At 43.8% G+C, this 25,496-nt stretch carries 30 protein-coding genes; 12 read left to right on the top strand and 18 right to left on the bottom strand.

Annotated features, from left to right (window positions below; genetic code table 11):
• From AACR09_RS10355 to AACR09_RS10330, 6 genes are all read right to left on the bottom strand, one after another.
• Positions 1-1,149, bottom strand: a 1,149-nt coding sequence (locus tag AACR09_RS10355) for an FUSC family membrane protein (protein WP_322621708.1), incomplete at its 3' end; no start/stop codon positions are given.
• A gap of 185 nt (positions 1,150-1,334) precedes the next feature.
• Entirely contained in the window at positions 1,335-2,060 is a 726-nt protein-coding gene (locus AACR09_RS10350) for a metallophosphoesterase family protein (RefSeq protein ID WP_108193959.1), read from the bottom strand.
• Positions 2,061-2,138: 78 nt separating this feature from the next.
• Positions 2,139-2,660 carry a YcxB family protein gene (locus AACR09_RS10345; protein ID WP_017083417.1) on the bottom strand — a complete coding sequence of 174 codons (522 nt, stop codon included), beginning with the start codon at positions 2,658-2,660 and terminating at the stop codon, positions 2,139-2,141.
• Positions 2,661-2,945: 285 nt separating this feature from the next.
• Positions 2,946-4,058, bottom strand: coding sequence for a nickel/cobalt transporter (locus tag AACR09_RS10340; protein WP_193834910.1), 1,113 nt, complete (start codon positions 4,056-4,058; stop codon positions 2,946-2,948).
• A gap of 78 nt (positions 4,059-4,136) precedes the next feature.
• Entirely contained in the window at positions 4,137-4,859 is a 723-nt protein-coding gene (locus AACR09_RS10335; RefSeq protein WP_102494799.1) for a DUF1007 family protein, read from the bottom strand.
• 226 nt (positions 4,860-5,085) lie between these two features.
• Complete coding sequence (locus AACR09_RS10330) at positions 5,086-5,583, bottom strand: GlcG/HbpS family heme-binding protein (protein ID WP_009846975.1); 498 nt, start codon at positions 5,581-5,583, stop codon at positions 5,086-5,088.
• Positions 5,584-5,827: 244 nt separating this feature from the next.
• Between AACR09_RS10330 and AACR09_RS10325 the strand changes: the two genes are divergently transcribed.
• The 4 genes from AACR09_RS10325 to nqrM all read left to right on the top strand — a co-directional run bounded on the left by AACR09_RS10325 (position 5,828) and on the right by nqrM (position 8,835).
• A complete protein-coding gene (locus tag AACR09_RS10325) occupies positions 5,828-6,502 on the top strand; it encodes a response regulator transcription factor (protein ID WP_193834909.1) in 675 nt (224 codons plus the stop codon).
• Positions 6,486-7,883, top strand: a complete 1,398-nt coding sequence (locus AACR09_RS10320; RefSeq protein ID WP_108109062.1) for a sensor histidine kinase — start codon at positions 6,486-6,488, stop codon at positions 7,881-7,883. The genes AACR09_RS10325 and AACR09_RS10320 overlap by 17 nt, the downstream gene beginning before the upstream one ends.
• A 281-nt stretch (positions 7,884-8,164) precedes the next feature.
• Positions 8,165-8,641 (top strand): NifB/NifX family molybdenum-iron cluster-binding protein, encoded by a 477-nt coding sequence (locus tag AACR09_RS10315; protein WP_193834908.1) that lies wholly within the window; start codon positions 8,165-8,167, stop codon positions 8,639-8,641.
• Positions 8,638-8,835 carry a (Na+)-NQR maturation NqrM gene (gene nqrM, locus AACR09_RS10310; protein WP_017083424.1) on the top strand — a complete coding sequence of 66 codons (198 nt, stop codon included), beginning with the start codon at positions 8,638-8,640 and terminating at the stop codon, positions 8,833-8,835. Before AACR09_RS10315 ends, nqrM begins: the two co-directional genes overlap by 4 nt.
• Positions 8,836-8,902: 67 nt before the next feature.
• Here nqrM and AACR09_RS10305 read toward each other — a convergent pair whose 3' ends face one another.
• Positions 8,903-9,181, bottom strand: coding sequence for a DUF134 domain-containing protein (locus tag AACR09_RS10305; protein WP_102504156.1), 279 nt, complete (start codon positions 9,179-9,181; stop codon positions 8,903-8,905).
• Between the two features lie 35 nt (positions 9,182-9,216).
• On the opposite strand from AACR09_RS10305, the gene AACR09_RS10300 reads away from it, so the two are divergent.
• Both AACR09_RS10300 and AACR09_RS10295 read left to right on the top strand, forming a co-directional pair.
• A complete protein-coding gene (locus AACR09_RS10300) occupies positions 9,217-9,690 on the top strand; it encodes a PaaI family thioesterase (RefSeq protein WP_193834907.1) in 474 nt (157 codons plus the stop codon).
• A 217-nt stretch (positions 9,691-9,907) separates the two neighbouring features.
• Entirely contained in the window at positions 9,908-10,999 is a 1,092-nt protein-coding gene (locus AACR09_RS10295; protein WP_193834906.1) for a transporter substrate-binding domain-containing protein, read from the top strand.
• 43 nt (positions 11,000-11,042) lie between these two features.
• Here AACR09_RS10295 and AACR09_RS10290 read toward each other — a convergent pair whose 3' ends face one another.
• Positions 11,043-11,246 carry a hypothetical protein gene (locus AACR09_RS10290; protein ID WP_004734817.1) on the bottom strand — a complete coding sequence of 68 codons (204 nt, stop codon included), beginning with the start codon at positions 11,244-11,246 and terminating at the stop codon, positions 11,043-11,045.
• Between the two features lie 357 nt (positions 11,247-11,603).
• On the opposite strand from AACR09_RS10290, the gene pnuC reads away from it, so the two are divergent.
• The 3 genes from pnuC to AACR09_RS10275 all read left to right on the top strand — a co-directional run bounded on the left by pnuC (position 11,604) and on the right by AACR09_RS10275 (position 13,881).
• Positions 11,604-12,338, top strand: a complete 735-nt coding sequence (pnuC, locus tag AACR09_RS10285) for a nicotinamide riboside transporter PnuC (RefSeq protein ID WP_004734818.1) — start codon at positions 11,604-11,606, stop codon at positions 12,336-12,338.
• An 8-nt stretch (positions 12,339-12,346) separates the two neighbouring features.
• A complete protein-coding gene (locus AACR09_RS10280) occupies positions 12,347-13,075 on the top strand; it encodes a nucleoside phosphorylase (protein WP_193834905.1) in 729 nt (242 codons plus the stop codon).
• A gap of 125 nt (positions 13,076-13,200) precedes the next feature.
• Positions 13,201-13,881: a Crp/Fnr family transcriptional regulator gene (locus AACR09_RS10275; protein WP_017091863.1), complete on the top strand. Its 681-nt coding sequence runs from the start codon at positions 13,201-13,203 to the stop codon at positions 13,879-13,881.
• Positions 13,882-14,050: 169 nt separating this feature from the next.
• Here AACR09_RS10275 and AACR09_RS10270 read toward each other — a convergent pair whose 3' ends face one another.
• The gene (locus tag AACR09_RS10270; protein ID WP_193834904.1) at positions 14,051-14,938 is read right to left on the bottom strand and encodes a VirK/YbjX family protein; all 888 of its coding nucleotides are present in this window, start codon (positions 14,936-14,938) and stop codon (positions 14,051-14,053) included.
• Between the two features lie 347 nt (positions 14,939-15,285).
• Positions 15,286-15,432 carry a hypothetical protein gene (locus AACR09_RS10265; RefSeq protein WP_017077949.1) on the bottom strand — a complete coding sequence of 49 codons (147 nt, stop codon included), beginning with the start codon at positions 15,430-15,432 and terminating at the stop codon, positions 15,286-15,288.
• On the opposite strand from AACR09_RS10265, the gene AACR09_RS10260 reads away from it, so the two are divergent.
• On the top strand, positions 15,374-16,522 hold the full coding sequence (locus tag AACR09_RS10260) for an MFS transporter (protein ID WP_029222494.1): 1,149 nt from the start codon (positions 15,374-15,376) through the stop codon (positions 16,520-16,522). The two genes, AACR09_RS10265 and AACR09_RS10260, sit on opposite strands and share 59 nt — an antisense overlap.
• Positions 16,523-16,618: 96 nt before the next feature.
• On the opposite strand, the gene AACR09_RS10255 is transcribed toward AACR09_RS10260, so the two are convergent.
• The 6 genes from AACR09_RS10255 to AACR09_RS10230 form a co-directional block, all read right to left on the bottom strand.
• A complete protein-coding gene (locus AACR09_RS10255; protein ID WP_004734823.1) occupies positions 16,619-16,765 on the bottom strand; it encodes a hypothetical protein in 147 nt (48 codons plus the stop codon).
• 40 nt (positions 16,766-16,805) lie between these two features.
• Positions 16,806-17,081, bottom strand: a complete 276-nt coding sequence (locus AACR09_RS10250; RefSeq protein ID WP_004734824.1) for an HU family DNA-binding protein — start codon at positions 17,079-17,081, stop codon at positions 16,806-16,808.
• Positions 17,082-17,453: 372 nt separating this feature from the next.
• The gene (locus AACR09_RS10245) at positions 17,454-18,149 is read right to left on the bottom strand and encodes a VC0807 family protein (RefSeq protein ID WP_004734825.1); all 696 of its coding nucleotides are present in this window, start codon (positions 18,147-18,149) and stop codon (positions 17,454-17,456) included.
• Between the two features lie 171 nt (positions 18,150-18,320).
• Positions 18,321-18,977, bottom strand: coding sequence for a glutathione S-transferase family protein (locus tag AACR09_RS10240; RefSeq protein WP_193834903.1), 657 nt, complete (start codon positions 18,975-18,977; stop codon positions 18,321-18,323).
• Positions 18,978-19,027: 50 nt separating this feature from the next.
• On the bottom strand, positions 19,028-20,218 hold the full coding sequence (locus tag AACR09_RS10235; RefSeq protein WP_193834902.1) for a YbfB/YjiJ family MFS transporter: 1,191 nt from the start codon (positions 20,216-20,218) through the stop codon (positions 19,028-19,030).
• 404 nt (positions 20,219-20,622) lie between these two features.
• A complete protein-coding gene (locus tag AACR09_RS10230; protein ID WP_193834901.1) occupies positions 20,623-21,195 on the bottom strand; it encodes a YceI family protein in 573 nt (190 codons plus the stop codon).
• A 292-nt stretch (positions 21,196-21,487) separates the two neighbouring features.
• Between AACR09_RS10230 and AACR09_RS10225 the strand changes: the two genes are divergently transcribed.
• Positions 21,488-22,204, top strand: a complete 717-nt coding sequence (locus tag AACR09_RS10225; protein WP_193835044.1) for a DUF1826 domain-containing protein — start codon at positions 21,488-21,490, stop codon at positions 22,202-22,204.
• 73 nt (positions 22,205-22,277) lie between these two features.
• Here AACR09_RS10225 and AACR09_RS10220 read toward each other — a convergent pair whose 3' ends face one another.
• The gene (locus AACR09_RS10220) at positions 22,278-22,637 is read right to left on the bottom strand and encodes a VOC family protein (protein ID WP_017090837.1); all 360 of its coding nucleotides are present in this window, start codon (positions 22,635-22,637) and stop codon (positions 22,278-22,280) included.
• A gap of 115 nt (positions 22,638-22,752) precedes the next feature.
• Positions 22,753-23,454: a helix-turn-helix transcriptional regulator gene (locus tag AACR09_RS10215; protein ID WP_193834900.1), complete on the bottom strand. Its 702-nt coding sequence runs from the start codon at positions 23,452-23,454 to the stop codon at positions 22,753-22,755.
• Between the two features lie 336 nt (positions 23,455-23,790).
• Here AACR09_RS10215 and AACR09_RS10210 point away from each other — a divergent pair.
• A partial coding sequence (locus AACR09_RS10210) for a methyl-accepting chemotaxis protein (RefSeq protein WP_228010493.1) occupies positions 23,791-25,496 on the top strand: 1,706 nt, incomplete at its 3' end.

Here is a 25,496-nt window from a genome sequence, read left to right as displayed (position 1 = left end):
CAATTCGAAGTATTCTGCAATTCCAGCACCAAGTGCGAACATCAAACCGACACGGGTAACATGACGCCAAATCGGATTGCCTCGGCTTGGTAGGCGAAAAGACAACTCGAACGGCTGCACTTCAAAAGAACGTTCATAAGCGGGTTCATTAAGCTCAATACGTCGGGAAATGTGCTTCACTGCGTATGCCCAATAACGAAAGCGGGGTTGGTCTTCGAGCTTGACCGCTTCAATCAAGTCATTAGCTTCTTGCTCTAATGAGCTTAAGTGCTTCACCTCTTCGTTTGTGTTGTGTAGAAGCTGTTTGGCTTTGTGTCTTAGTCTTTGCTGACAATGCTGGCTCCAAACCAATAGCAAGTCTCGTTTGTGTTTGCTGGACTGGAATTGGTTCAATAGATCGGGATTCGTTGTGTGGCTGCTGAGTATCACTTCAAACGTATCAAGAGCGAGGAACAAGGCTTGTCGAAGCGAGTTAGCATCTTCTTGCTTAGACCGAAAAGATTCAGATTGAAGAGCCTGTTGGAACAACTCGATGAGTTGGTATTTGATGCGTCTTTTCGGTGCATCACTTTCGCTACCTAGCAGGAATGCTTGGCGATATTGGATGTAGTCTGCCAACGTTTCGTAAATCGCGGACAGACACACACGCAATGCATAGTGCTTCCACAACGCAAACCAAAGCCAGCTAAACAGTGCAAAAGTAAGAGGCCCGAGTACCAACATAGGGTACAAGCTTAGCGCTGTGTTGGAATTGTGAAGTGAGAGAGTGACGACAGCTATCAATAGGCTCGACATACCGAGCCTCGCCCAGAATGGACCATTGACCGCAGCACTGGCAAGCAAAGCACCCATAGCACCATAAGTCACCCATAAAGGCAGTCCGCTTTTCAGCAGAGCGTAACTGATGGCCAGAGTCATGCCCCAAGCGGTTGCGGTAATCGCAAAACGTGTCCACCGCCTTGGCCCTGCTGCATCGAGGCCACTAATCAGAGCGGCTGGCATGGTCATGAGAGCGGTCATGGCGATAGTGGTTTGATTCGACAACACCCCTAAACCGAGAAACAGCACAATGGCACTGGTGGCGCGAAGCCCAAGGTTAATAGAAGGGGAGTACCAGACTTTACGCAAAATGGCAGGAGAAAACGTCATAGACCCTCGTTATTTGTTTGATCTTAATGAGTGTAACGCCAAACCTCTTCGCGTGCTGTCTTCAATCGCAGATTGATAAATTGAATTGCTGCAAGCCTCTTCTATTGGCATAGAACGCTATATAGCTTGGTTTATTCGAAAGCGAATCCACAAGGTTTAAGACAGCAAGATTCAAGATCGAGGGTTCAAAAATAGACAGCTTGGTAGTCGATGGAATCAACAGAGAACGAAATTCGACTTAATCCTACCTTCTCGCTGCGATTGTATTCATTGATCGAGTGGTCAAAGCCATAGGCTGTCGAAGGGGCCATGTATTGAGTTATGCCTTGTTGTGTCGCCGTTATTCCATCGTGGCCATGACCGCAGATCACATCACGAACGCGATATTTTCGAAGTACGCTCATCACATCAGCATCGTTCTCTAGACGGATGGCTTTCATCCAATCAGCACCGACTGGAATGACAGGGTGGTGGATTACAACGATTGGGTTATTCGTATTTCTAAGCTGTTGTTTTAGCCGAGCCATGCCAAGGTTATCAATGCGCCCAGAACCGAGTGGATGACGTTTATCCAGCGGCTTGAAACTGGAGTCCAAAAACACAAATTCTCGTTCATTGATCATTGCTTTATCGGTGACGAAAATCGACGATCCTTTTAACTCGGTACGCATTAAGCGAGAGTCATCATGATTGCCCGCAACCGCGTAAATGGATTGGTCGCTAATGTGTTGCCTAATGAACGCCTCTAATCGAATGTAGTCGCCAGACTTTGGATTACAACAAATATCACCAGTTAGAAAAATGGTCTTGCATGCTGTGTCTTTGCTGACGTATTCCAGGGCTCTACGCAGGTTTTCATAGCTGGATTTATCGGAAAGGTGACAATCACTGATTTGGTAAACGGTGTTCATTGTTGTTGTCCGGTTATGCCATACGAATTATTAAAGATGATAAAAAATGCCTGCCAATTTGGCAGGCATTTATTGATGCTAATTTGCTTTGGGTGCTTTGGGTGCTTTGGGTGCTTTGGACGCTTCGTGTTGCTCAACCATGAACGCAACGGCTTCATCGCTTAAACAAGACTTACTGACGTATTGGCGCTGCTTTCCAATATGAAGGATAAAACCTAAATCGGTTTGTTGCAGCTGGGAGATGTCAGTCCAAGCGATAGTATTGGTGTTTTTAGCGTTTTTATAACTTACGCCGTTAACATCCCCCTGAAAGACTACTTTGCTGCCAGCACCTGAGCTGATTTTTTGTCGCCATATCCACCAGGTTCTCTTGCAGTAAACGCTGAACGCTTCAATCACACTTAATACAATAAAGAACCAGCCAACGTAACCGTTAGGTAGTAGCTCAAACTCTAATAAAACCACACCAAAAATAAGAAACAGTATTCCTTTTAAATAGGCTTTTGGAAATTGAGTCGGAAGGCTAGTTTGATCATAACACTCTGTGAAAAACGTCTTATCGAGGATGTATTCTGTGGTGAAACCGGGATCTTTAGACATGTCTGGCTACTTTAATGTTTTCTGTGAATGAGCTTTCTATAAAGGGGCTACTACGCTGCAATCTAGTAACTCCAGCATTGTATCGCTTGTCGGTACTTTTCTTTAGCGGTTTTGATGCTCTTTTGTAAATCAATAATACTGACGGGGTTTGCTCTCGGCATCGCTTACTTGTTTACCTGATTTGATATTAAATAATGATTAAAGCTAAGGCCTCGCGTTTGCGAGGCCTTGATATGTGCGGAGCGGGTGGAAAGAACCTCAGATATATTGCTACGTTCTTGCGCTCTACATGGTGAAAACAGGCGACATGCCGCTGTCTTGGCCGTTCATTAATAACAAGCCAATCAACACAAGCAAAATGCCGCCAAAGAGTTGCAAGTAGTGACCTGCGACTTTCAATGATTCACTACTGTTCTTGTTACCCGCTGCCAAATAGCGCTTCACTAGATGTTTACCTGTTAGCGTCATCATTGCAATTAATGAGGTTGTTAATGCTGTGCCTACGGCCATCGCAAAGGCACTCAGAACGCCCATCCAATATAGGCCAACCATGTTTGCGAAAAGCAGAACCATGATGGCTCCGGTGCATGGCCTGATACCAATCGTCACTATTATTCCCGCGTACTCTCGAAATGTTGAAGCTTTATTGATGGCTTCTGGATCAGCGACGTGTTGGTGGCCGCATCCACAGTCGGCATGAGAATGATCTGCATGAGTGTGGTCAGCGGCTTGTAATGCATTGGTAGCGCCCATAATCATTGAACCAGATGAACGAAGCGCCACTGGCGTACGAACTGACACTGACGAACGAACTGACACTGACGAAGCTGCGCCTGTTGCTAATGGAGTGATGGCTTTCACTCTCAGAGTTGGTTGCGGTTTACGCATCGTTGAGTAGATGTTTTTCAGAGCTTTCCAGCAAATCAACGTACCTACCACGGCCACTAATGCAAAGCTTAATGAAACAAACATATTCGCTTTGTCATTCACCACTCGCATTGAAGCACTAAAGCCCCAGATCAACACGCTTACCAATAAGATTGCGACCAGTGCTTGTAAAAAAGCGGAGACGACCGTAAGTACCAAACTCGCTTTTGCTTTGGTTGGGTGAGTGGCTAAGTAAGTAGATACGATAACCTTGCCGTGCCCAGGTCCCAGAGAGTGGAGCATGCCGTAGATAAAGCTGAATCCAATAAGGTAACTGCCTGCGCCCCAAGGATTAGATTTAGCTTCATAAAGTAGGTCTGCAAGCTCTGAATTGACTTCTCTTTGCCATTGGATGCTAGAGATAACTAACGATGGCCACATGGACCACAGTTGATATGCACCGACAGCAACAAGCAATAAAGCTCCGGCGCCAATAAGGTAATAGTTTGTTTTAAGTTGATTTGTCTGCATTTCACAAGAACCTATATCAGATATTTTTCTCTTAAATGAATTGAGAAGCTTACGTAATGGCGGTAAAGAGTCACTTTATTAGGATGCAGGAACTGCTGCACAATGAAGCTCAACCGATTGTGTAAACAGTTGGCCTAACGTGTTATCTGGGTCAGCATCGGCTGGTAAAGACATCGCATAACTCATCTGTTCTGGCGTCGGGTTAGGCTCGATTAATTCCAACTGACATTGTCTCGCTAGTTCAGGTGACAAGGTCACGTCGCTATTCGATAGCCACGACATGTCGACGAAGTAACTAGGGTCAAAAATGAGTACGCGAAGCGAGTCTCGTGTCACAGGTTTAGGCTTAGAAAGTGGTAGGTCAAATGTTAGAACCATTTTGGCTTTGTCACGCTCAAACTTGGCGTGTTCAGCAACCTGATATTTGATGGGCTCTTCACCATCATAAAAGTACGTGAAGTAGTGCTCATACTTCATGTTTTCAATAACAGACGCAGCGAGCTTTTTGAATGTTTCAGCTTCTGTATCGGCAGAGACATTTTCGCCATCCAACATGTACATGGATGTCATAGCATCAAAAGACCACTCCATAGAGAGACCGGTGATCATGCCATTCTCTCCCTCAATATGGGTTTTCATCTCTATCCAAGAGTGAGGGTGGGCATATAGATTTGGCGCAAAACACAGTAATACTAGGCCAAAAGGCAAACCCTTTAGAGAACGACAGCATGTCGAGAAACGGCTTACATAGCGTGTGGAGAGGCGATTGATGACATCGATTAGAATAAATAGCTGTTTCATGAGAACGAATAGTTATTAAGTGTAATGTTATAATATAACAATAGAGTGGGTTATTCACATCAAATTTGTGTCATGTTTTGCCTGTTTACGTTTCTATTATCGGTTTCAATTCGGAGTTGCTTTTATTCGCAACTGCTTTAATTTGCAGCAATGCCCCGCAAGTGCGAGGCATTTATTGTTGGGGTGGGCAAAGGTATAACCAAATTAGGCGAGTGAATGGACTTGCTTAGAAGAATTTCTTAATCGCTTTTTCAGCACAAGCGACATCTAAGTGGCCACCCGGAGCGCCACCCACACCAATCGCGCCAATCATGGCATTGTTCAGTTGTACCGGAACACCACCCGCTAGGAACAACAAGTTGTCGTCCATATTCTGCAAGGGTTGCATGATAGGTTTGTCGGCGATGAGTTTCATCAGGTTACCTGATGGCTGCTTCATGCTTGCCACTGTGAACGCTTTTTTGCGTGAGCTATCAAGAGTGTGGATGCCTGCGCCGTCAGAACGTAGTTGAGCAATCACATTGCCCGACAAGTCGACAACAGTCGCAGAAACCTTGTAACCATCAGCTTCACATTGATTAACGGCTTCATGGGCAAGCTTGAAGGCCGCTTCTGATGAGATTTGAGTGAAAGAGACCGTTTGTGTTTCTGCTGCCATTGCATTGTGAGAAAGGCTAAGGAAACCAAGGGTTGCTGCTAGTACTGTTAGTTTTGTCGTTTTCATGTTTACTCCGTTAAAGCATCTGTTTTCAAAAAGAATCTGTTTTCAAAAAATATTCGTTTTTCAAATTCCGAATTCTATTTTTTGTTTGTTTAGAAAGGGTGTTTTTAATCAACAGGTTCATACTAACGAATGCATGATTACGACTGGCTTTCTTGAACATTACAAAGTTGCAATGTTGGTTATATTCGAGAAAGGATATTGATAGAGTGTATTAAGATCACGGCAAATAAATAAACGGACGTTAATGAAAATACTATTTATTGAAGATGACATTCATATCGCGAGATTTTTGGTGAATGGTTTTCAGCAAGAAGGGATAACGGTGACGCACGCAACAGATGGTGTTGATGGATTACACGAGGCCGTAACCGAAGAGTATGACGTGATCATTCTCGATATTATGTTGCCAAAGAAAGATGGGTTTGAAGTGCTTGCCGAGCTGCGAGGGCAAGGCTACGCGACGCCTGTCATCATATTAAGTGCCAAACACTCAGTGGAAGAACGAGTGCAAGGGCTACAGTCAGGTGCTGATGATTATTTGGTAAAACCTTTTGCATTTCCTGAGTTATTGGCTCGTTGCCAAACCTTGGTGCGTCGAGGTAAGCAACCGACAACTCAGCCATTAGAACTGCATTATGGTCCGCTTAGCCTAGACCTACTTAAACACACGCTGCAAAGAGATCAACAAACGATCATCATTAATCAGCGCGAGTTTATGTTGATGAAATTACTGCTTGAAAACCGAGAGGCTGTGATGTCTAAAACGGCGATTCTTGAGCATGTTTGGGGGCATCAGTTTGATCCGCAAACCAACGTGGTCGATGTTTTGGTTTGTAGGCTTCGCAGCAAAGTTGATAAGGGTTTTTCTAAGCCATTAATTCACACACTTCGAGGTGTTGGCTATGTCCTCAAGTCGTAGTATTGAACAGGCGCTTGCTAAAACGCAGAGACATTTGTTGGTTCGTTTTATGTCGACCTTACTGCTCTGCTTGCTGCTGGTGGAACTGATTGTTGGGGCTATCTTCTTTTTCGACCTTTACCAAACGGAAAAGAAGATCCTTACGTCTATGTCGACCGAGTATCAGCGTATTTTGACTTACGATTCGAGTGAGCGATTGATTCATGTTTTAGAGGCTAACCCTCACCGGTTACTCGAAAACAACATTGCGGCGTATAAGCTTGAGAAGGGCGCTTCATCTGATGGTGTGTTTATCGCTGGTGTTCAACATTTATCGACAGAACAGTCTTTTTCTAGCTATCAAATTGATGAGAATCGTTCATGGTTAGAGAGCTTCATCTTGAGTCCCTATATGTCGTTGCCTATTGAAGGGGAGCAGTATGATTTCTGGTTGGTTTTGGATAACCGAGCAAGAGACTTTATCGCCTACAATCAATGGCTAATGACCTTATATGCGTTGCTTGCTCTCGTGGCCGTGACCGCAGTATTCACTCGTAACATCATCCAGAGTGCCATGTCTCCGTTAGTGACCTTTGGCGACCTGCTCGATAAGCTGAAAAAAGGGCAGTTAGAATTTCCTAGCACTAAAAATGAAGCCGAATCTGATTTACCGCAAGGGCTCAACGTGATCAGCTCTAGTGTCCATACTGCGGTTGCCAAGTTACAGCACGTGACGACAACCTTGAATACGACCGTCGATGCGATCGCTCATGATATTCGAACTCCTTTGTCGCGTATTACGTTAGCTTCCCAAACGGCATTGCTCAATAACGCCGACCAACAAGCGATGAAAGACGCATTGGCAGATTGTTCTGAACACGCCATGCAGGCAAGCAATATGTTAACCGCCTTGATGAAGTTGAACGACGAGCTGACCGGAAAACGCATACCACAGAAAGTACCGACTCAGGTCTCTGATGTGATTGCCAATGTTGTGAGCTGGTATGAAGATGTCGCAGAAGATAAACAAGTTGAGCTTGAGGTTGAGAGCGCTGATGCTCTTGTTATTCAGTCAGATCCTGACAAATTGACTCAGGTGTTGGTTAACCTTGTTGATAACGCGATTAAGTACACCGAGCCCGAAGGAAGAGTGACGGTCAAAGCCGAGCAAAGTTCAGAGGGTAAGATCGCGATAACCATCCAAGATACTGGTGTTGGCATTGAACAGAAATATCAGGATTTGATTTTTGAACGACTTTACCGAGTCGACAGCAGCCGCAGCAATATCGAGGGGTATGGTCTTGGATTATCTTTAGCGCTTGCCATGGTCGAGAATCTAGAAGGAACGTTAGTCGTTGAATCTGAACTGGGTGTGGGAAGTACTTTTACTCTTTCGTTGTAACAACGATTTATATCGTCACTTCTGCCTTTGAAATTTCAGCTCGCACGTACAAAGAATGCCCCGCACTAGTGGGGCATTCTTGTTTTTGGGGAAGGGAGGCTCTCCATGAACAGGTTCGGGAGGTACAGTAACCTGCGCCAACCCTATTGGCTGCTTGTAGCTTGTAGCTTTTGATCTTACCTGTCGATCCAGTAAATCTTATTTTTCACATGATAGTTATTGGCATATGCCAATAATGGGGCGTATGCTGAACTTCTGATCATCAATAACAGGAAGTTACTATGTTATACGCAGTACCTTGTCGCGACCTTCATGTAGGCAACCATTTTGCTCGTTCCCCACAGATTGCGATTGTCGATGAACAACGACAAATAAAGCAGATTGTTCCTTTGGTTGAGTCCGACACCGCTTGCAATAAAAAGAAGCAATGGATCTCTGTCCTCCGTTCTTACGATGTGAAATCTGTAGTCGTCCGTCACATAGGGAAGAAGATGCTAGCGCACTTGTTCAACCACGATATTAGAGTCTTGGCATCAACAGGTAAGGCAGAAATCGGGACTTTGGATTTCGACAATCTACGGGAAGTGACCGATCTCGATTACGGTCGCGAACCTCGCAACGTTTGTCACAGTAAAAAAGGGCACAGTAATAAAGGGAGTAGTAAGAAAGGCTGCTGTGAGCAAGGGCGCAAGAAAGACGCCGCGATTCTTATGGCACAGCCGAATCACTTAGGGGGTATTCGAGGGTTCCGAAAATGACCTTTTTGTTGACGCTATTGGGGTTTGTCGGAATCGTCGCGTTGATGGCGATAGGTGTAATTTTTTCTCGCAAGCCAATCAAAGGCAGCTGTGGAGGGCTTGCGCAGTTAGATATTGAGCGTGAATGCAATTGCAAAGATGTGTGTGAAGGGCAGAGTCGAAAGCTGTATCAGATCTTAGAGCCATCAAGCTAAGTATCGAGAATTCACTGTCGTTGAGCTAGCTAACGTTGGGTTAACTAACGTTGGGCTAGTTCGCGAGTTAAGCGCTTTGAATCACCAACGCGTGACCGTTGACGATGCACTTGGCGACTTTGGCTCGTGCACGCTTGATGATGTTGCCGAACGTTTGGCGAGACACCTGCATATGTTCAGCGGCTTCAAGTTGGCTCAATCCTTCTTGATCAGCCAAGCGTAAGGCTTCTAACTCTTCTAATAGCAATTCTTCTTTATGAAGCTCGTCCATAGGAACACCATTAGGCTTAAAGCAAGAGTAAGCCGCTCGGGTGCATAACTGGCGATGTTTTTTTGGTCGAGCCATATTAATCTCTAGGTATTTAAGGTTAAAAGGTAAGTATGAAGGTTTTCATTCCACACAACCATCGGCGTTGCCAAGTGTGCAGCCAAGGTTTTTTCGCAGACAGCCCCATTTGTTTTGAAGCCGTTGGCGAGCGCGAGACTTTAGTCAATCATAAAGCCTTGGCCAATCATGAAGCTTCAATTAAGAGTGAAGCTTTAGCTAAATATAAAACCAGGGCCAAGATTGTACCAACAGATAAAGCTGAGGGCTACGATGGCATCATGCAGGGTGGCATTGTCACCGCGTTACATGACAGTGCGATGCTGCATTGTTTGTTCCAAAATAATATCACTGCAATGACGGTGAGTTTAACGTCTCGCTTTCATCATCCTATTTCCATTGGTCAAGAAGTGGAAGTTCGTGCCCAATGGGTCAAAAGCAGACGTAAGATCTACTTCCTTGAAAGCCAAATTACGCAGTGCGGAAAGTTATGTTCGTCGGCACAAAGCCAGTTTATGTCATCCCACTAGTTATCGATCTGATGTTCCCTATGCCGTTAGTTTGTTACGCCCATTGTTTTGCACAATAAATAGAGGTTTTCTATAGTTAAGGTAATAACGAATAAAGCTAGGGCAGTATTGAATTTATCATAATCTTTCTTCACTTCTGATCGCGCTGATGTGTGTTCATTAGTCGAGCCTTCGTACTCGATTCAATTCATTGCTGCCTTCTTCTGGAGGGCTGCTGATGCACAAATACTTCAAATCGACACTCCGATACGGTGTCACTTCAATCGTTTCTCTTTTTTTATTCTTCAGTACTTTTGCCTCTTCTTCTCCACTTAAAGTCGGAGTGTACCCGTGTCCTCCTTTTGTGATCAGTTCGATGGAAAGTCAATGGAATGGCCTGAGTGTCGAGCTTTGGGAACAGATCGCAAAAGAAATGGACGTTGAGTACACGATAGAGAATCACCGTTTGGATGAATTACTCAATGCGATTGAAACAGAGCAAATCGACATCGGTGTCTCTTGTATTTCAATCACCCCAGAGCGTGAGTTGTTTGCTGACTTTTCCCATTCCTTTTATGAAACTCACCTCGCTATCGCAGTGAAGAAGCAAGGTTACCTTCATACCTTACACGCCATTTTCTTAAACCCTGCATTGTGGCTGATCATTGGCGTTATCGTCTTTACCTCTGGTGTGATTGGTGCCTTTTTTTACGTATTGGAACACGGTGAAAATGAAAAGCTCTATTCGATGAAAAGCCGAACGGGCCGTTGGTTAGAAAGTTTCATATTGGGTTTGCTTTTTATCACTCGAGGCCCATTCAATTATTTTGAGTTTAAGAGCTTAACCGGACGAATTGCTACGGTGTTCATTGGTGTGCTGAGTATGCTTTTCATCGCCAGTATTACTGCGGTATTAGCCAGCAAGCTTACGCTTAGCCAAGGCTCTTCCCATATTAAAGGCGTGAATGATCTTGCGGATGTTGAAGTAGGGGCAAAAGTCGCGACGACTTCTTCTTTGATGCTCACAAGCTTTGGTATTCGACACAAGAGTTATATCGATATGCCAAGACTGTTGGCGGCTTTAGAGGAAGGCGAAGTGGAGGCGATTGTCGCTGATGATGTGGTGCTCAAATATATGATCGGTAATGGCAGAATAAGCGGGCAGTTCGATGATCTGGAGGTGTTGCCGTATCAACTCGAAAAGCAGAATTATGGCTTTATCATCACTGAAAATAACTCGTATGAAGAAGAAATTAACCGTGCTCTTCTGAAAATTCGTGAGTCGCGAAAGTGGCGTAAAATCTTGGTCGACTATTTTGTAGATAAGTAACCGAGTTTAACTGCTGACTCTCAAACATTTTTAATGCCTATCCCTAGAGTTGTTCTGAACCAGAGGCTTTGTTCTTCTTGAAATATTTGAACGCTGTCCAAACGACATAAGCCGCAACGCCCACAATCAATGCAGAGCGAAGGAGAATAGGCGCATCATGCTCAAGTTGACCAACATGCGGCACAATACTGGCAAACAATCGACTGGTAAAAAACAGCCCCATTACTAACATAACAATCTTATTCATGTGACCTGCCATTCAATTGAGTACGTTGCACAGAATGAGTTATGGGGCGATTACACGGCCAAAAACGATTCTGCTCGAAATAAAAGCATGCGCTTCTCAAGAGCGCTCGTCAACGCGATATCAGCTTAAAGCCAGTAAGCTAAAGTTTCGTTTTTGGAAGTGATTTGTTCTGCTGTTGGAGTTTCGACATCAAGACTGTTGGTAGGGCGATGACACCTTTCTGTGAATTTGATTTTCCGGAATTATTATTCTGATTTATGATCGCATGCAATCTAGGGGGGACAAATGTCCTCCTCTTTGTTTCTATCGGCGCAATAAGATAGGTGCTACAAAAATCAAATAATAAAGGACACCCCGATGGACCTATTCGCCCTACTTGATATCAATAATACCTTAGTCAATATCCCAATAGGGGATGGCTACGCGATGAGCTGGATTGAAGCATTCGGCACCGTATTTGGTTTGCTGTGTATTTGGTTTGCAAGCCAAGAAAAAACCATTAATTACCTGTTCGGGTTACTGAATGTCACCTTATTTGCGGTTATATTTTTCCAAATTCAGTTATACGGACTGTTACTTCTTCAACTCTTTTTCTTCTGCGCCAACATTTACGGCTGGTACGCATGGACACGCCCTAATGAGCAAGGTGAAACGCTAGAAGTTCGCTGGTTGAGCCAAAACAAACTAGTAGCAACAGCTGCAGCGTGTGCGATTTCGATTGCACTGCTCACAATGTATATCGACCCATTCTTCTTTGCGTTGGCAAACATCGCGGTTGATAGCTTGAATCTATTTGGTGCTGATTTAACGGAACCAGTACTTGAACCTGATGCGTTCCCATTCTGGGATGCCACGATGACCATTCTATCTATTGTTGCTCAAGTTCTTATGACACGTAAGTATGTTGAAAACTGGATACTGTGGATTGTGATTAACATTATCAGTGTTGGTATTTATGCGACGCAGGGTGTGTACGCAATGTCTGTTCAATACGCAATCTTAATGTTTATTGCGGCAAACGGTACTCGTGAGTGGGCACGCACAGCTAAACGAAACAGTGATAAATCGTTAACTCAAGCAACGGCTTCTTAGGAGTGAAGATGGCAAAGCAACCTCATATCGGTGTTGATGAAACGCAAATTGCTCCGTTAGTCATTGTTTGTGGGGAGCCTGATAGAGCGAATCGAATCGCGAGCTTGCTTGAAGATGTCGAGATGGTTTCTGAGAACCGAGAGTATCGAATCTTCACTGGAACTCATCAAGGGAAAGCGATATCAGTTTGCAGCACTGGTATTGGCGCACCTTCAATGATCATTGCGGTAGAAGAACTTAAGTTTTGTGGTGTCACTCATATCGTTCGAGTAGGGTCTGCAGGTGCGATGCAGTCACATATCGGGCTTGGTGAGCTAATTATTGCAGAGGGCGCGGTTCGCGATGATGGTGGTTCTACCGCTTACGTTAAGCCGTCGTATCCCGCCTATGCAAGCTTCTCTCTGCTTAAAGAGCTAGACAAGTTCTTGCAGCAGCAAATAACACCTTACTATTTGGGCACGGTACGCTCACACGACAGTTTTTATACCGATGACGAGCAGGCGCTTTGTCAGTACTGGAATGGCAAAGGCATTTTAGGTGCAGACATGGAAACATCCGCGCTGTTTACCGTGGGACGCTTGAGAGGGCTTAATGTAGCTTCTATCTTGAACAATGTTGTCTTGTACGAACAAGATGTAAAGGAGGGCGTTGGGCAATATGTCGATGAGGCCGAGGCAATGATGCAAGGAGAGCGGCTAGCATCATTAGCGGCACTGGAAGCATTAATTACTCAATAAGAGCCTGAATAAATGCAAGACGAAAGCGATGGGAGACCGTCGCTTTTTTATTGGGTTCTCTCCTGTGGTTTAAGTGGTTACAATCGTTTGAATATAAACAGCAGTAATGCAATGAGAGAGTAAGTATGAAGATTGCACCATACTCAAGCGGACGCTTTAAAAATTACTTAGAACAAAAAAGCTCTGAATTTAGAGATCTCATCTACCAACACCAAGTTAACTCTCGTTACTTCAATCAAAACGATGAAATCCTACGTCAAGGTGAGCAGCTTAAGTACCTTTATGTAGTGCCCGCAGGGAGAGTCTCTATGAGTATTTCTGCGGCTAATGGGCGACGCTTTCAATTGGGTGAGGTGAATTGCGATTACCATATCTTTGGTGAGATGGAGTTTTTCACTCAGACACCTTGTCAGTGGAACGTAGTGGCTGACGAACAAATGCAAGTTGATGTCATTTGCATTCAGAAACTAGCAGAAGCACTACATGAAAATCCGGAGATGATGTTCTTCTTTGCCTCTGCATTAGCGGAAGATTATCAAGACTCTATGGGCATTTACACTAACCGTCTTTTACACTCAATTACCTACAACATTGCCTACGACTTATTGGTTCAAAGCCAGACAAATACTGTGTTAGGCGGTTTCGATAAAGTGAATCAAGAAGCGGAACGTTTTGGCACATCGAGCAGAGTGTATCGAAGAGCGGTTAAAGACCTATTAGACAAAGGTTTCATCAGAAAAGGAGACCAAGGGTTGGAAATTGTTGACCAGCAAGCACTCCGAGCCTTTATTGATTCGTATGAGTAAGAAAAAGAATGACTCAAGTTGAAAAGGAAGTTTGAGTGAAATCAGAAAGATAAGTACAGAGCTGCTTCTCGATTCTAAGGCCTCGTGTTACGAGGCCTTGTGTTTGTCACAAAAGAAAGAGGGAGCGCCAGAAAGTCCAGCAAGTTAGCACCTATTTAGAATGCAGTTGTTAGTTAAACTGAACTTGAATGTTGTGGCTCATTTTGTTTTTTAGCTCTTCTTCATACTGATCTAGCCACGCATACCGCTCACGATATAATTTACGTTTTTGGCGTTTTAGAGCCTCAAGGTCTTTCCTGTTTGGGTTGATCGGTAGACGATAAAAATAGTCGTCATGTACCTGTCCATCGTGCTCTTCCCATAAATTATCGTACTTAAGGCTGATGTCTTTGTTTTTCTTGCCGTAGCGTAATGAATTCGACACATGGCCAGATTCTTTTACCGCATAGATATTTTCGATACCTAAGCTAATGGCTAACAGTCGTAGTGTTTCTACCATGAAGGATTTAGGTCTTAAACCGTAGAAAGCTTTTGTGAATGTACGGCTAAATCCATTGTCATTGGCTCCACCCTGAATACCACCAATGTAGATGCTGTTGTCGAAAACAGTGAACGAGATGCTATACATTTTTTCGAGTAGAGAATTGGTCAATGAAATTGTCAGTTCACCCTCTTTTCTCGCGTTTCTTTCAAAGCTGAGATTAACCAGATAAACGTTGTCATCTATCTCTAGTTTTAAAAGATTGAGTCTTTCATTATAGATTTGGTGTCTAGCTTCTGTTGCGAAGGTTTCTTCAAACCAGTCGTAGTGCTTGGATAAGATTTCTATCTTTTCTTTATTGCTAAAGCCAGTACATAAGTAGGGAGTTACAAATTTAGATAAGAAGTTAGGCTGTTTGATAAATAACAGCTTTCTCTCTTCAGAGTTGAAATTTTCACTCATTTTTCTAGTGGCTGAATAGTAAAACAGGGCTCGAATAGTAAACTTAATTATCGCCTTGTACTTACCCTTATTTTTATGGGTATTGGCTTCTATTCCCATGCGAACGACATTCATAATCACCTCAAAAAAGAAACGCTGCACCAACACATTAGTGTTGCGAACATTTCCCTGACTCTCATAACTAACAATGAAAATGATGATAGTGAAAAATGCGATTTGGGTATGTATGAGTATGTATGACAATGTAATTAAGTCAGTTACTTAACGTTCAAATTTTGGGCGGCCTTTACGCTTAACGCAGATTGATAAATGCAAAAAGTAACATTTACAAAACGATCGTGTAACAATTGTCTGGCGAGTAGTATTCTTCCCAATTCCGAAGCTGAGTTTCATATGACTGATTTTTCGGAGTAAAGATACTTTGAGGAATTAAACATGGCAGGAAGCATATCACCGCGCAGTTACGGTTGTTTAAGACAGAAGCCGATGAAGTCGGTGGTATAAATGATTGGCTGGGTACGCTTGTTAACATCGAGAAGTTCATTTTCGATGTTAGTGATCATCGCTATTGCCTCTGTAATAGCGAATACGGGGTGGCGAGTTGTCATGAACAATTTCGCTGTCGATACCGTGGGCATGACAGGAGCGGACGTTGGTCTGCTTCAGAGTGTAAGGGAGATCCCTGGTTTACTCTCATTTACAGTGCTGTTTCTATTACTTATTATTTCTGAACAACAAGTTGCGGTGCTCTCTGTCGCTGCGCTGGGATTAGGCGTTGCCATAACGGGTTACTTACCCTCAATCTATGGCTTCTATTTCAGCACAACCCTGATGTCTGTTGGTTTTCATTATCTAGAAGCAGTGAATAAATCACTGTCTACACAACTTCTAGGTACGGAAAACTTTAGTGAATCCATGGGGAGGATTCGAGCCGCGGCATCCTTTTTCTCCATGGTGACTTTCATATGTATTATTGTCGCCAATTATGTTTTTGGTGTATCAGATAAGGCTATATTTTTTGCTAGTGGTACAGCGTGCTTCTGGTTAGCTTTTTATCTACTCACATTCAAAAATGCTAGCTGCGGTGAACGACAGCACACCAAGCTTATTGTACGTCGTGAATACACCACATATTACATATTGACCTTTCTAAGCGGGGCAAGAAGACAGATCTTTGTCGTGTTTGCAGGCTTACTCATGGTCACCAAATTCCATTATACGATCGCAATGATGGCCGCTCTATTTATGTTATCAAGCTTGTCCGCCACTGTTGCATTACCTGTGGTGGGTCGTTTTATTGACCGAGTAGGAGAAAAGAGAGCTCTACTGATTGAGTATGTGGCGTTGATGTTGGTGTTCTTATCGTATGCTTTTGTAGAGAATCATTATCTGGCAGGTGGGCTATACGTTGTCGACAGCATCATTTTCAGTTTTGCGATAGCGTTGACTACTTACTTTAAGAAAACCGTCCGGTCAAACGAAGTGGCGTCCACGGCGAGTCTTTCGTTTACTATCAATCATATCGCCGCAGTATTTCTGCCATTCTTATTGGGAGTGGTGTGGATGTCTGGCTATCAATGGGTGTTTGTTACAGGAGCTATTATTGCATTGCTGAGTTTTCTAATCTCGTTGACTATCGATACCAAATTGCATCAACGCATTAATGGGGTGACTGAATTGCAGAAAGAGGTCGCTTGAAAGGGTTAATCGGTATAAGCACTTGATTAGTGAAGCGCTGTTTCTTAAATCAAAAATGCCACTGCAAGGCTGCAGTGGCATTAGAAGAATAACAAACTATAACTCTAACAGTTTTGCCAATTCACGCTCTTCCATAAGCTCTTCAATGCGTTGACGAGTCTTGGGCGTTTCGGCTTGTGCTTTGGTTGACTTGCCTGCTTTTTTACTGCGGCTAGCTTTAACTTTTTCTTTGGTTATAGACATAGTAATCTTCCTTGGATTCTGCTTTGAGATCGTATTTACTCTAAGCGTTACATGACTCTTTTAGTGCTTTACCTGCTTTAAACGCAGGCGTTTTTGATGCTGAGATTTGAATCTCTTCTCCGGTTCGTGGGTTACGACCAGTGCGAGCTGCACGAGAATTAACTTTGAAACTACCGAAACCAAGGATGGCAACATCATCACCCTTAGCCAATGTGTTAGAGATACCTTCAACAAGTGCGTTTAACGCTGAACCTGCTTGATCTTTTGAGATGTCTGCTGAAGTTGCGATGTGTTCAACCAACTGAGATTTGTTCATATTCTATATTCCTTATTGAGTACGGCTGGCGCTTAACTTTAAGGCCAAGCTTGTTCTATCTTAGCAATAAGGGCTGAAATAGTGTTAACACCTAGGCAGGGTTTTGTAAAGTAATCAACAAGATTGAGCGTTAAATCATCTTTCAGTATAACCGAATGCAGTTCTTTAGCTATCAGTAATTTAAATGCTAGCTATCAAGCTAGTATGGGAAAGGTGAACGTTATCTCTCATTTTTTGAGAAAGCTAATCATAATTCAGCGTATCACTTGTCGGATAAATGAGAGAGCAGAAACAAAAAAGCCCAGCGAATGTGCTGAGCTTTTGGTGTGTGTTTCTATTTTAGGACGAAACACTAAGTTAGTTCGGTAAGATCTACTTAGTAATAAAGATTTTCTCTGTTTCTAGTGACGTCATAGCGCGAACTTGGCGCCAAATGTAATAGAAAATACCTAACATCATCAGCATGCTAGGGATAGCTATGGCTGGGTAGCTGTATAGCGTGAGCTTACCCAACTCTTCATTAAAGGCTGCAGTGCCGGCAGGGCTTGTCACAATCCAAGTCGCTAGGAAATAGTTCATCGCAGAAGAGAAAGCGAAGGTACTTGCGAATAGGTAGTTCGATGTCATTAGACAACGATCAAACTTTGCTTGGTTACCGAACTGTCTTAAACGCTCTTCAATAAGAGATATGTTTAACAGAGCTGGTGTAAAGATAACTTTTTGGATAAACGGGTAGCGAGTGAAGGTCGATCCAAGAACCGCTAAACCAATTAGGCCGGGTATTAATGCTTCTTTTAGCGCTAACCAACGAGTATCTAGTTCGAAGAAACCAATGCCACCCGTTAATAACACGCTGACGAAGCCAAGCGCCGCGATGAAGTTGAACTTCTTGTTGCGGATTAACTCCATGCCACCGTAAGCAATAGGGAAGGCAAGGGCGACAAGTAATGCTAAGCCTGTTCCGAGATGCTCCTCTCCACTGAACTTCATTAAGATGAATGAAGGAAGAAGGACGTTAAATACGACTTCGAAAAGAGGACTCGATTTTTTGTTTTCTGTACTACTCATAATTTCTAAATACATTATGTTATGGATTTATTCTCAGGGATTGTTGTTTACCTCGCCCAAGATGTAAAGCCTTAACACGTCATGCTGTGTAACGACATGTGACATCAACGACACCTCTGAGCCTATCTCACGTTGAATTCAAGGCTTTACGCATTCTAGTTCTGGATGCTTTTAGGTATCCCGACCGAACGAATCAAGCAACGTTTCATAATCAGGCTTGTTTGCCAAACTCTCAATGCTTATAAATGTCAGTACGTCTGCAAAGGGGGAAAGGTGTAAAAAATCGATGATGTTACGGTTGTTCACTTCATCAAACAATTCAGTATGTCGAAACTGGACGTAATCTAAAGCGACATGGAGATACAACGTGGCCAAGTTGTCGCTCAAAAGGGATTCTAGCCCTTGTTTTTTTATCTCTTGGTCAAGTTGCTCTAGGGCGGCAACCATACCTTCTTGCCCTCTATGGATAAGCGCATTGTCACTGTCTGCATAGCGAATCAATGCCGCGGTTCTAAACGCGATCTCCATTAAGGTCTTTGCTGTTCCTAATGTTTGCATTTCATTGGCACGACTAAACGTTACCTGACGTAGCGTTTGAGGCTGGTACGTTTCAATTAGGTATTGGCAAATGCATAAGCTTTCCGTTAGTGCGGTTCCGTCTTCAAGTTTGAGTGCTGGAATTAAACAAAACGGATTGACGCTTTTTAGATTGGCCGGGGAGCTCCATGGATCAACCCAAACAAAAGACAAAGGAGAGCAGCGTGATAGAAGCGCAGTTGCTGCGACCACGCGTGAAAACGGGGAGGTTTCATTTAAGTAGAGTTGCATGATAATCCTTTATTATATTCGTCAGATGAACTGAGGAAGTTAGCTTAGATCTAGGTCAAGTATTCAGGCTTAGAGTGAGTTACAGTCATTAAGGTACACACCGCAGACAGCATCAAAGCAGCAGTACTAACGGTGAATAACACGTCGTATGAAGCCATATGATTTAAGTAGTACGCCGTCAAAAGCCCAACCACACCTTGTGATACGGCAAAAGAGAGTGTCATGCCTGCCCACGCTTTGGTATGCAGTTCATAGCCTACAATCTCCAACGTGTAAGTCGACACTAGAGTTACCGTTCCCGGCGTGAAAATACCAACCAGTAATGAAGAAATTAACAGCGCGATAGGGTGTGTACTAACAAGCGGTAATGCGACGCCTAAAGCCTTGAGGCTAAATGCAATACAGAGGGATTTTTTAAGCCCTAACTTGTCTCCCAAGATACCGGTAATCAATGGTCCAATGGCGGCACCAATACCAAAGGTAGCCCAGAACAGACCACCGCTGCTAAACGACATACCCAGTTCGCGCACGATGTAATCTACCCAAAACAAGGTATGGGGTAAGTAGCCAATAGCGTCGAAGGTATACGCTAACAGAATAAGCGCAACACTGATTAGTTTTGGCTTTGAGAGCTGAGAGAAAGAGGATTTTATATAAGGCGCTTTAGACGTGTTAGGTTGGGTTTGCCATGCATTCCAAGTCAGTATCGTTGTGACTAATGCGATGGCTCCCATGCCAATCCAAGCCGACACCACACTAAAATAGATCAGCACTGGGATTAATGTGCCTGATAACATCGCACCAAGTCCAATGCCTGAAAATATGACACCGCTGACACGCGCCTTCACATCGGGATTAAACTTTCGGACAATCACTGGTGGGGCGACAACCATTAATAAGGCTCCCGCAATTCCAGCCAACGTTCGCCAAACATAGAACCATGTTAAGGGCGCCTCTTGTAGCGCACAGCCTAAGTAACTAAAACTGCTTATCAACATAGCGAATCGAATTAACTGCCCAGCACTAAAGTAACGCAGCAGTATGTTGGCAGCAGGTGCACCCAATATGTACCCAAGAAGGGTCGCGACACCAAGGTAAGATGCATCACTTTCGCTAAACCAACCACTTTGAATGAGAGCCGGCATTAATGCTATATAGGCAAACCTACCGATCCCGTTGCCTATTAGAGTCGCCCCCATTCCAGCCAAGCTGTCTCGATTAACGATGTGTTTATTCAGCATGAAAAGGCTCTTTTTAGGTTTAGCTAGATGTTCTAGCACTAGGACAAGATCTTTGTTTAGTTTTGCATACTGACATTATTCGCCATCAATATCACTAGGCGGTTAGTCATATAATTTGCTCATTTAAAACCGGTTTGAGATAGGTAAATAGCGAGTGTGTTTAAACACTTAGGTGGATGTGTTGTTCTGCGGAGGATAGGGCAATAAGCGATTGTTTTAATCACCGTAGAATTGAGTGATTAATGGTTAGACTAAAGTTGGACGACCGGCCGCTTTAATTGAACATGAGTGATTTGTTTATCTAGAACTGTGCACTGACTTGCCGGCTCTAACTCACATTCATCCACCTTAAACGATAGATGAATGTGAATTAAGAAAGATCTAACTGGCTAGGTGTGACCCCATTATTTATCGAAGAGCAGATTGAAGCTTAAAGGGATTTTGTCGGAAATCGCTAACCCACCAACGGTAGCTGATAGCTTGTTCAAGTTGTCTGTCGATATTCCAAAATCAGCGCCATTGACGATGATTGTCGAGGCTGAACTGACCATCACTAACTCTTCTGATGGAACGATTAAAACGGGAAAATCAATCGTTTTTGTTACGCCGTGCAAGGTAACCTCCGCTGCAATGGTTGTTCTTTTTGGGTCACCAGACAACATTGACGGTTCAACTTTTCCAGATATCTTCACTTCAGGGAAAGTCATCGATTCAAAGTAGAGCTCATTGAGCCTCTGATCGCGAATAGCCACGCCAGTACTCACACTTTTTACGTCCAACAATATGGAAAACTGACCCGCTTCGGTAAGACCACCAGATAAAGGTTTGATGGATGCGGGCTCAACAACAAACTGCTTCTTGATGGTTGCGAATGTGATATTCGATAAATTGGGGTCTAACGTGTAGCCCGTTTCCGCGAATGATTGAGCGGAGATAACGGTGCATAGGAGGCCGAGTGTAGAGATTAGTTTTTTCATAAGTTGTCACCACATTGATGAATTCACAAGTTTAACGCTCTCGAGTCGTGCATTTTTGGAGATCTTTATTTGAACTAAAGGTAAATTAGAAAAAGATAGATAGAAGCTTAGTTCAGCATTCATCAAATTACCTGACGAAGGTAGAGCATCGCCATATTATTGGAACCATGATCGGCAAAGTTACTTGTGCAAATTTAGTTATGTTATAACATAACTAAAAGTCACTATTACTGTGAACGATGTTTGCAGTATTAAAAGAGAAACGATAAGCATGCATCAAGGAGATGACGTATTGAATGCCGTGTTAACCAAGCCTTTGATAACGAATAGCAATCAGCCACTTAACATTAGTTCCGTTGTGAGTATCAAGGATCAGGCGAATCATAAGCCTGGACTTAGCGCTTCTGAGCAGCCAACGGTATTAGCGGATATCTACCAAAGCGATATTAATATAACGGTATGGCAGCGACAGTTTAATGGAGGTTTAACGACGGCAATCAGTGAATTCATCGCCTCGAATCCTAGCTTCAGTAAATCTATTAGCCTGTCACCAGACAACGCTTTCGATAAATTGGAATTTGCCACCGATGGAACCGCTTCTAAAGCGTTATTAGAAAACATGGCAGAGCTGGTGGATATGTTCTGTTGTTTGTTCGATCTTGAAGAAGTAGGGCTCCGTTTGGCGGTTCTGAATAAGGCGATGTGTCCTCGTTTCCATTTTGACCAAGTACCTTGCCGCTTAGTGACCACTTATCATGGTGTTGCGACGCAATGGTTGTCAAACGACTTAGTCGACCGTTCTAAGCTAGGGCGAGGGGCTAACGGACAGCCAGATTCAGCGTCAGGCTTATACAATCATGAGTCAGATATCCAACAACTTTCGAGCGGTGATGTGGCGTTACTAAAAGGGGATCGCTGGAGTGGCAACGAAAATGCAGGCCTTGTGCATCGTTCACCAGTTACGTCACCAAATGAGACACGACTATTGCTGACTCTAGATTTCGGTTAGTAAGCTTTTTATGAGATGAGATGAGATGAGATGAGATGAGCAAGCGGATTAAATACGGCTTGCTCTTATTCGTTTAAGCGAAGACGCGGATACGGTGTCCGTCTGGATCAACAGCAAGGACGTTGATGCCATAAACCGACTTTTCTGGTTCTTGTTCAAACTGAATGCCTTTCTCTTTCCATGCTTGGTAAAGACTTTCTAGTGTCTCTTTGTCTGCAACAGGCATGGAGAGCTCGGTGCCACCACCCTTGATGCTACTTGCTGGGGTTAGAACATCTGACTGTTTGAGTGTAATTTTAACGTTGTCTGCAAAGTCTAGAGCAGCAAAGGTCGGTGATAGAAGCTTTGGCTCGCAATCAAAGGCTTTAGAATAGAAATCCATGCTGCGGTGAATGTCAGTGACATAAAGAACAAATGAATCGATGGTAAACATAGTAGCTCCTGAACTGTTCAATTGGGTTTGCCGTGTTGGTTTCAGTTAACTCGGTTTTTGTGTTGAGCCCGGTTTGGGACCACAGCAATGTATCTAACCCCTGTGACAGTTTTTGTCAGTAGCGAATCACTTTATCTGCAATGCCTTCCATGTTCTGCCAATCTTTGATCAAGTCGTGGCGCGCATGCTGGTACTTTTGCTCAAGTATTTTCCATTCGGTAATTCTGTCGAGCCTGAAATTACGATACGCACTTCGCGTTTCACACCAAGCGACCAAGACATATTGTTGTTCGAATAAGCCAATCAACATTGGCCAAACGATTCTAGAGCTAATCTTAGCTTTGGCGTCTGTGTAATGAATCTCAGCTTTGTTCTGTTGCTTAATTGCGAACTTGATGTCCGACAGGTCAATGGTTAACTCTGCGACTTCAATGATTGAAGCAATACGCACGATATCTTCACTGCGTTTGGCCTGGTGGTCAGCAGGTAACACAGCAGAAATCTTGGCAATGGCATTTCTAGCTGACTCACTGAATTCCCCATTGGCTTGCTTGGCTCCCCATTCCGCGCCAAGCCGTAACGCTTCCAATTCTTCCGTTGAAAACATCATCGGAGGGAGAGTGAAGGTCGGTTTTAACAGATAGCCAACTCCTGCTTCACCATCAATTTCAGCACCTTGTGCTTGCAACGTCACGATATCGCGATAAATGGTGCGAGTACTTACATTGAGTTCTATCGCCAAGTAGTCGGCGGTAACTGGGTATTTATGGCAACGTAATAGTTGGAGTAGGTCAAAGAGACGTTGGCTTCGGGACATAGGAAAACTCAGACGACAGAATGAACGATTAGATTAATGGATCAAAACTCGTAACGCTATTTAGGTTGTGAGAAATGGCGTGTTCTGCGCCTTTACCAGCCCTAAAGTTTGACACCTACCCGTTGAACTTATTCTCGTCTCTAATTCAAAACTTAGAGTTCACCATTCTCTAAATCAATGGGTTACGATGCGTGCTCTTACTCACACATATGAATAATTCAACCGGTTAGCTGGTTTCTTAATTTATTTTAAAGCGTAAAATATATCCCGCTTGCAAACCGCTTTGGCAACCAATTTGTTCGCCACGGTTTTTTACTTCCAAATTATAGGTTTCCTATGTTCAAGAAACTCTCGCTTAAAAATAAGCTGGCGATTTCAGCCAGTATGGCCATTATCCTGGGGGGGATTTTGGTTGAGGCATTGTCTTTTCGTGCTTCACTGCAAAGATTGGATATTGAAGTTGAACAGCGCTTAGAGGGCGCATCGGCTTCGTACAATCAATATGTATCGGATTGGATCTTATCCAAAGAGCGTGCGCTTACTTCTCTTTCGAAAGAGTCCAAACAAGAAAGCTTGGTGACTCATCTAAAACAGGTTCGTGACTCAGCCTCTTTTGATAATGTCTTCTTGGCATTTCCTGATGGTTCGCAAAAGAACGCGAACGGAGTAGTACTGCCGCCGGGCAATGATGATCCCCGTTTATGGGGTTGGTACACCAATGCGGTTGCGAACCCAAGCAAGGTGTTCATGGATAACCCAACGGTTGCTGCAGCAACTGGGGCGAACGTTGTTTCATTAGGAACAGCAATGCAACTGCATGGGCAACAGGTTGTGTTGGGTGCTGATGTAGAAATTACAGACATCTTAAACAGTCTAGAGCAGGTGATTCTTCCAGGTGAAGGTTACATGTTCATCGCGACCAACAAAGGCACGGTTTATACGCACCCTGACACTAAGTTACTGAACAAGAATATCAGTTCACTTGGGTTAAATTTCTCCGATGTACAAAAGGCTCTGACTAGCGGTAAAGACACTTCTATCGAGCTGAATGGCAGCGACTATGTTCTGTACGCACGTGCTATTGACGGAACGAGCCTGATTACAGTGAGTGTTGTTAATCATGACTCTCTGGTTGCACCGTTATTTGATGCAGTGATTGGTCAAGTTTTAGTGACACTGCTGGTCGTCATTGTATGTACCATACTGTTTAACCTTTTGTGTACTATTCTATTCCGTCCGTTGAACCACGTATCTCAAGCATTGGCGCAAATCGCGAATGGTAGCGGTGATTTGACTCAACGCATTCATGTAGAAAACCAAGATGAAGTGGGCGAGTTGGCTCATAACTTCAATACCTTTGTTGGAAGCTTACAGCAGTTGATTGGCCATATCCGTGGGCAGTCAGAACAGCTAAATAGCCAGTCAGAGCAAAGTACTCAACGTGCGAACCGTTCTGTGGATGAGCTTAACCATCAACAGCAAGAAATCACAATGGTGGCAACGGCTGTAACGGAAATGGCCTGTGCAACTCAAGAGATTGCATCGCATGCCGAGCAAACAGCAAAAGCGGCACAAGACTCAGCGACAAGCACTAACAGTGGTCACGCTCTGGTCGTCGACACTAAAGGTTCTATCAATAACCTAGCCAATGAAGTGAATGAAGCGGGTAACGTGATCAGCGAACTTAACAAGCACGCTCAAGAGATCTCGACAGTACTCGCAACGATTCAAGGTATTGCTGAGCAAACCAACTTACTTGCTTTGAATGCAGCGATTGAAGCGGCTCGTGCTGGTGAACAAGGTCGTGGCTTTGCTGTGGTAGCGGATGAAGTACGTGTGCTTTCACAGCGTACCCACTCTTCAACAGAAGAGATCAAATCAACAATTGATATCCTGCAGCGCACAACGGCGCAAGCGGTTGAGCTTATGGAGAGCAGTTCTAAACTGGCGATACATTCAGTAGAAGATGCAGACAGAGCTTCGCATGCGCTTGAAGAGATCAACACGGCGGTTGCTTTGATCAGCGATATGGCGACTCAAAT

Origin of the sequence: Vibrio sp. OPT20, from assembly GCF_963889365.1 — a bacterium.
Classification (GTDB): Bacteria; Pseudomonadota; Gammaproteobacteria; order Enterobacterales; family Vibrionaceae; genus Vibrio; species Vibrio splendidus.
The sequence above is the reverse complement of the archived record's forward strand: the minus strand, read 5'-3'. Positions and strand labels throughout refer to the sequence as shown.

Excerpts from the sequence above, each read along its gene's own strand:
- AACR09_RS10350 (WP_108193959.1), bottom strand. The coding sequence starts at position 2,060 with ATGAACACCGTTTACCAAATCAGTGATTGTCACCTTTCCGATAAATCC.
- AACR09_RS10300 (WP_193834907.1), top strand. The coding sequence starts at position 9,217 with ATGAAGGTTTTCATTCCACACAACCATCGGCGTTGCCAAGTGTGCAGC.
- AACR09_RS10215 (WP_193834900.1), bottom strand. The coding sequence starts at position 23,454 with ATGTCCCGAAGCCAACGTCTCTTTGACCTACTCCAACTATTACGTTGC.
- AACR09_RS10270 (WP_193834904.1), bottom strand. The coding sequence starts at position 14,938 with ATGAATGTCGTTCGCATGGGAATAGAAGCCAATACCCATAAAAATAAG.
- AACR09_RS10220 (WP_017090837.1), bottom strand. The coding sequence starts at position 22,637 with ATGTTTACCATCGATTCATTTGTTCTTTATGTCACTGACATTCACCGC.
- AACR09_RS10265 (WP_017077949.1), bottom strand. The coding sequence starts at position 15,432 with ATGACAACTCGCCACCCCGTATTCGCTATTACAGAGGCAATAGCGATG.
- AACR09_RS10315 (WP_193834908.1), top strand. The coding sequence starts at position 8,165 with ATGTTATACGCAGTACCTTGTCGCGACCTTCATGTAGGCAACCATTTT.
- pnuC (WP_004734818.1), top strand. The coding sequence starts at position 11,604 with ATGGACCTATTCGCCCTACTTGATATCAATAATACCTTAGTCAATATC.
- nqrM (WP_017083424.1), top strand. The coding sequence starts at position 8,638 with ATGACCTTTTTGTTGACGCTATTGGGGTTTGTCGGAATCGTCGCGTTG.
- AACR09_RS10260 (WP_029222494.1), top strand. The coding sequence starts at position 15,374 with ATGTTAGTGATCATCGCTATTGCCTCTGTAATAGCGAATACGGGGTGG.
- AACR09_RS10340 (WP_193834910.1), bottom strand. The coding sequence starts at position 4,058 with ATGCAGACAAATCAACTTAAAACAAACTATTACCTTATTGGCGCCGGA.
- AACR09_RS10335 (WP_102494799.1), bottom strand. The coding sequence starts at position 4,859 with ATGAAACAGCTATTTATTCTAATCGATGTCATCAATCGCCTCTCCACA.
- AACR09_RS10245 (WP_004734825.1), bottom strand. The coding sequence starts at position 18,149 with ATGAGTAGTACAGAAAACAAAAAATCGAGTCCTCTTTTCGAAGTCGTA.
- AACR09_RS10250 (WP_004734824.1), bottom strand. The coding sequence starts at position 17,081 with ATGAACAAATCTCAGTTGGTTGAACACATCGCAACTTCAGCAGACATC.
- AACR09_RS10240 (WP_193834903.1), bottom strand. The coding sequence starts at position 18,977 with ATGCAACTCTACTTAAATGAAACCTCCCCGTTTTCACGCGTGGTCGCA.
- AACR09_RS10230 (WP_193834901.1), bottom strand. The coding sequence starts at position 21,195 with ATGAAAAAACTAATCTCTACACTCGGCCTCCTATGCACCGTTATCTCC.
- AACR09_RS10275 (WP_017091863.1), top strand. The coding sequence starts at position 13,201 with ATGAAGATTGCACCATACTCAAGCGGACGCTTTAAAAATTACTTAGAA.
- AACR09_RS10320 (WP_108109062.1), top strand. The coding sequence starts at position 6,486 with ATGTCCTCAAGTCGTAGTATTGAACAGGCGCTTGCTAAAACGCAGAGA.
- AACR09_RS10255 (WP_004734823.1), bottom strand. The coding sequence starts at position 16,765 with ATGTCTATAACCAAAGAAAAAGTTAAAGCTAGCCGCAGTAAAAAAGCA.
- AACR09_RS10330 (WP_009846975.1), bottom strand. The coding sequence starts at position 5,583 with ATGAAAACGACAAAACTAACAGTACTAGCAGCAACCCTTGGTTTCCTT.
- AACR09_RS10305 (WP_102504156.1), bottom strand. The coding sequence starts at position 9,181 with ATGGCTCGACCAAAAAAACATCGCCAGTTATGCACCCGAGCGGCTTAC.
- AACR09_RS10345 (WP_017083417.1), bottom strand. The coding sequence starts at position 2,660 with ATGTCTAAAGATCCCGGTTTCACCACAGAATACATCCTCGATAAGACG.
- AACR09_RS10280 (WP_193834905.1), top strand. The coding sequence starts at position 12,347 with ATGGCAAAGCAACCTCATATCGGTGTTGATGAAACGCAAATTGCTCCG.
- AACR09_RS10325 (WP_193834909.1), top strand. The coding sequence starts at position 5,828 with ATGAAAATACTATTTATTGAAGATGACATTCATATCGCGAGATTTTTG.
- AACR09_RS10235 (WP_193834902.1), bottom strand. The coding sequence starts at position 20,218 with ATGCTGAATAAACACATCGTTAATCGAGACAGCTTGGCTGGAATGGGG.
- AACR09_RS10290 (WP_004734817.1), bottom strand. The coding sequence starts at position 11,246 with ATGAATAAGATTGTTATGTTAGTAATGGGGCTGTTTTTTACCAGTCGA.
- AACR09_RS10295 (WP_193834906.1), top strand. The coding sequence starts at position 9,908 with ATGCACAAATACTTCAAATCGACACTCCGATACGGTGTCACTTCAATC.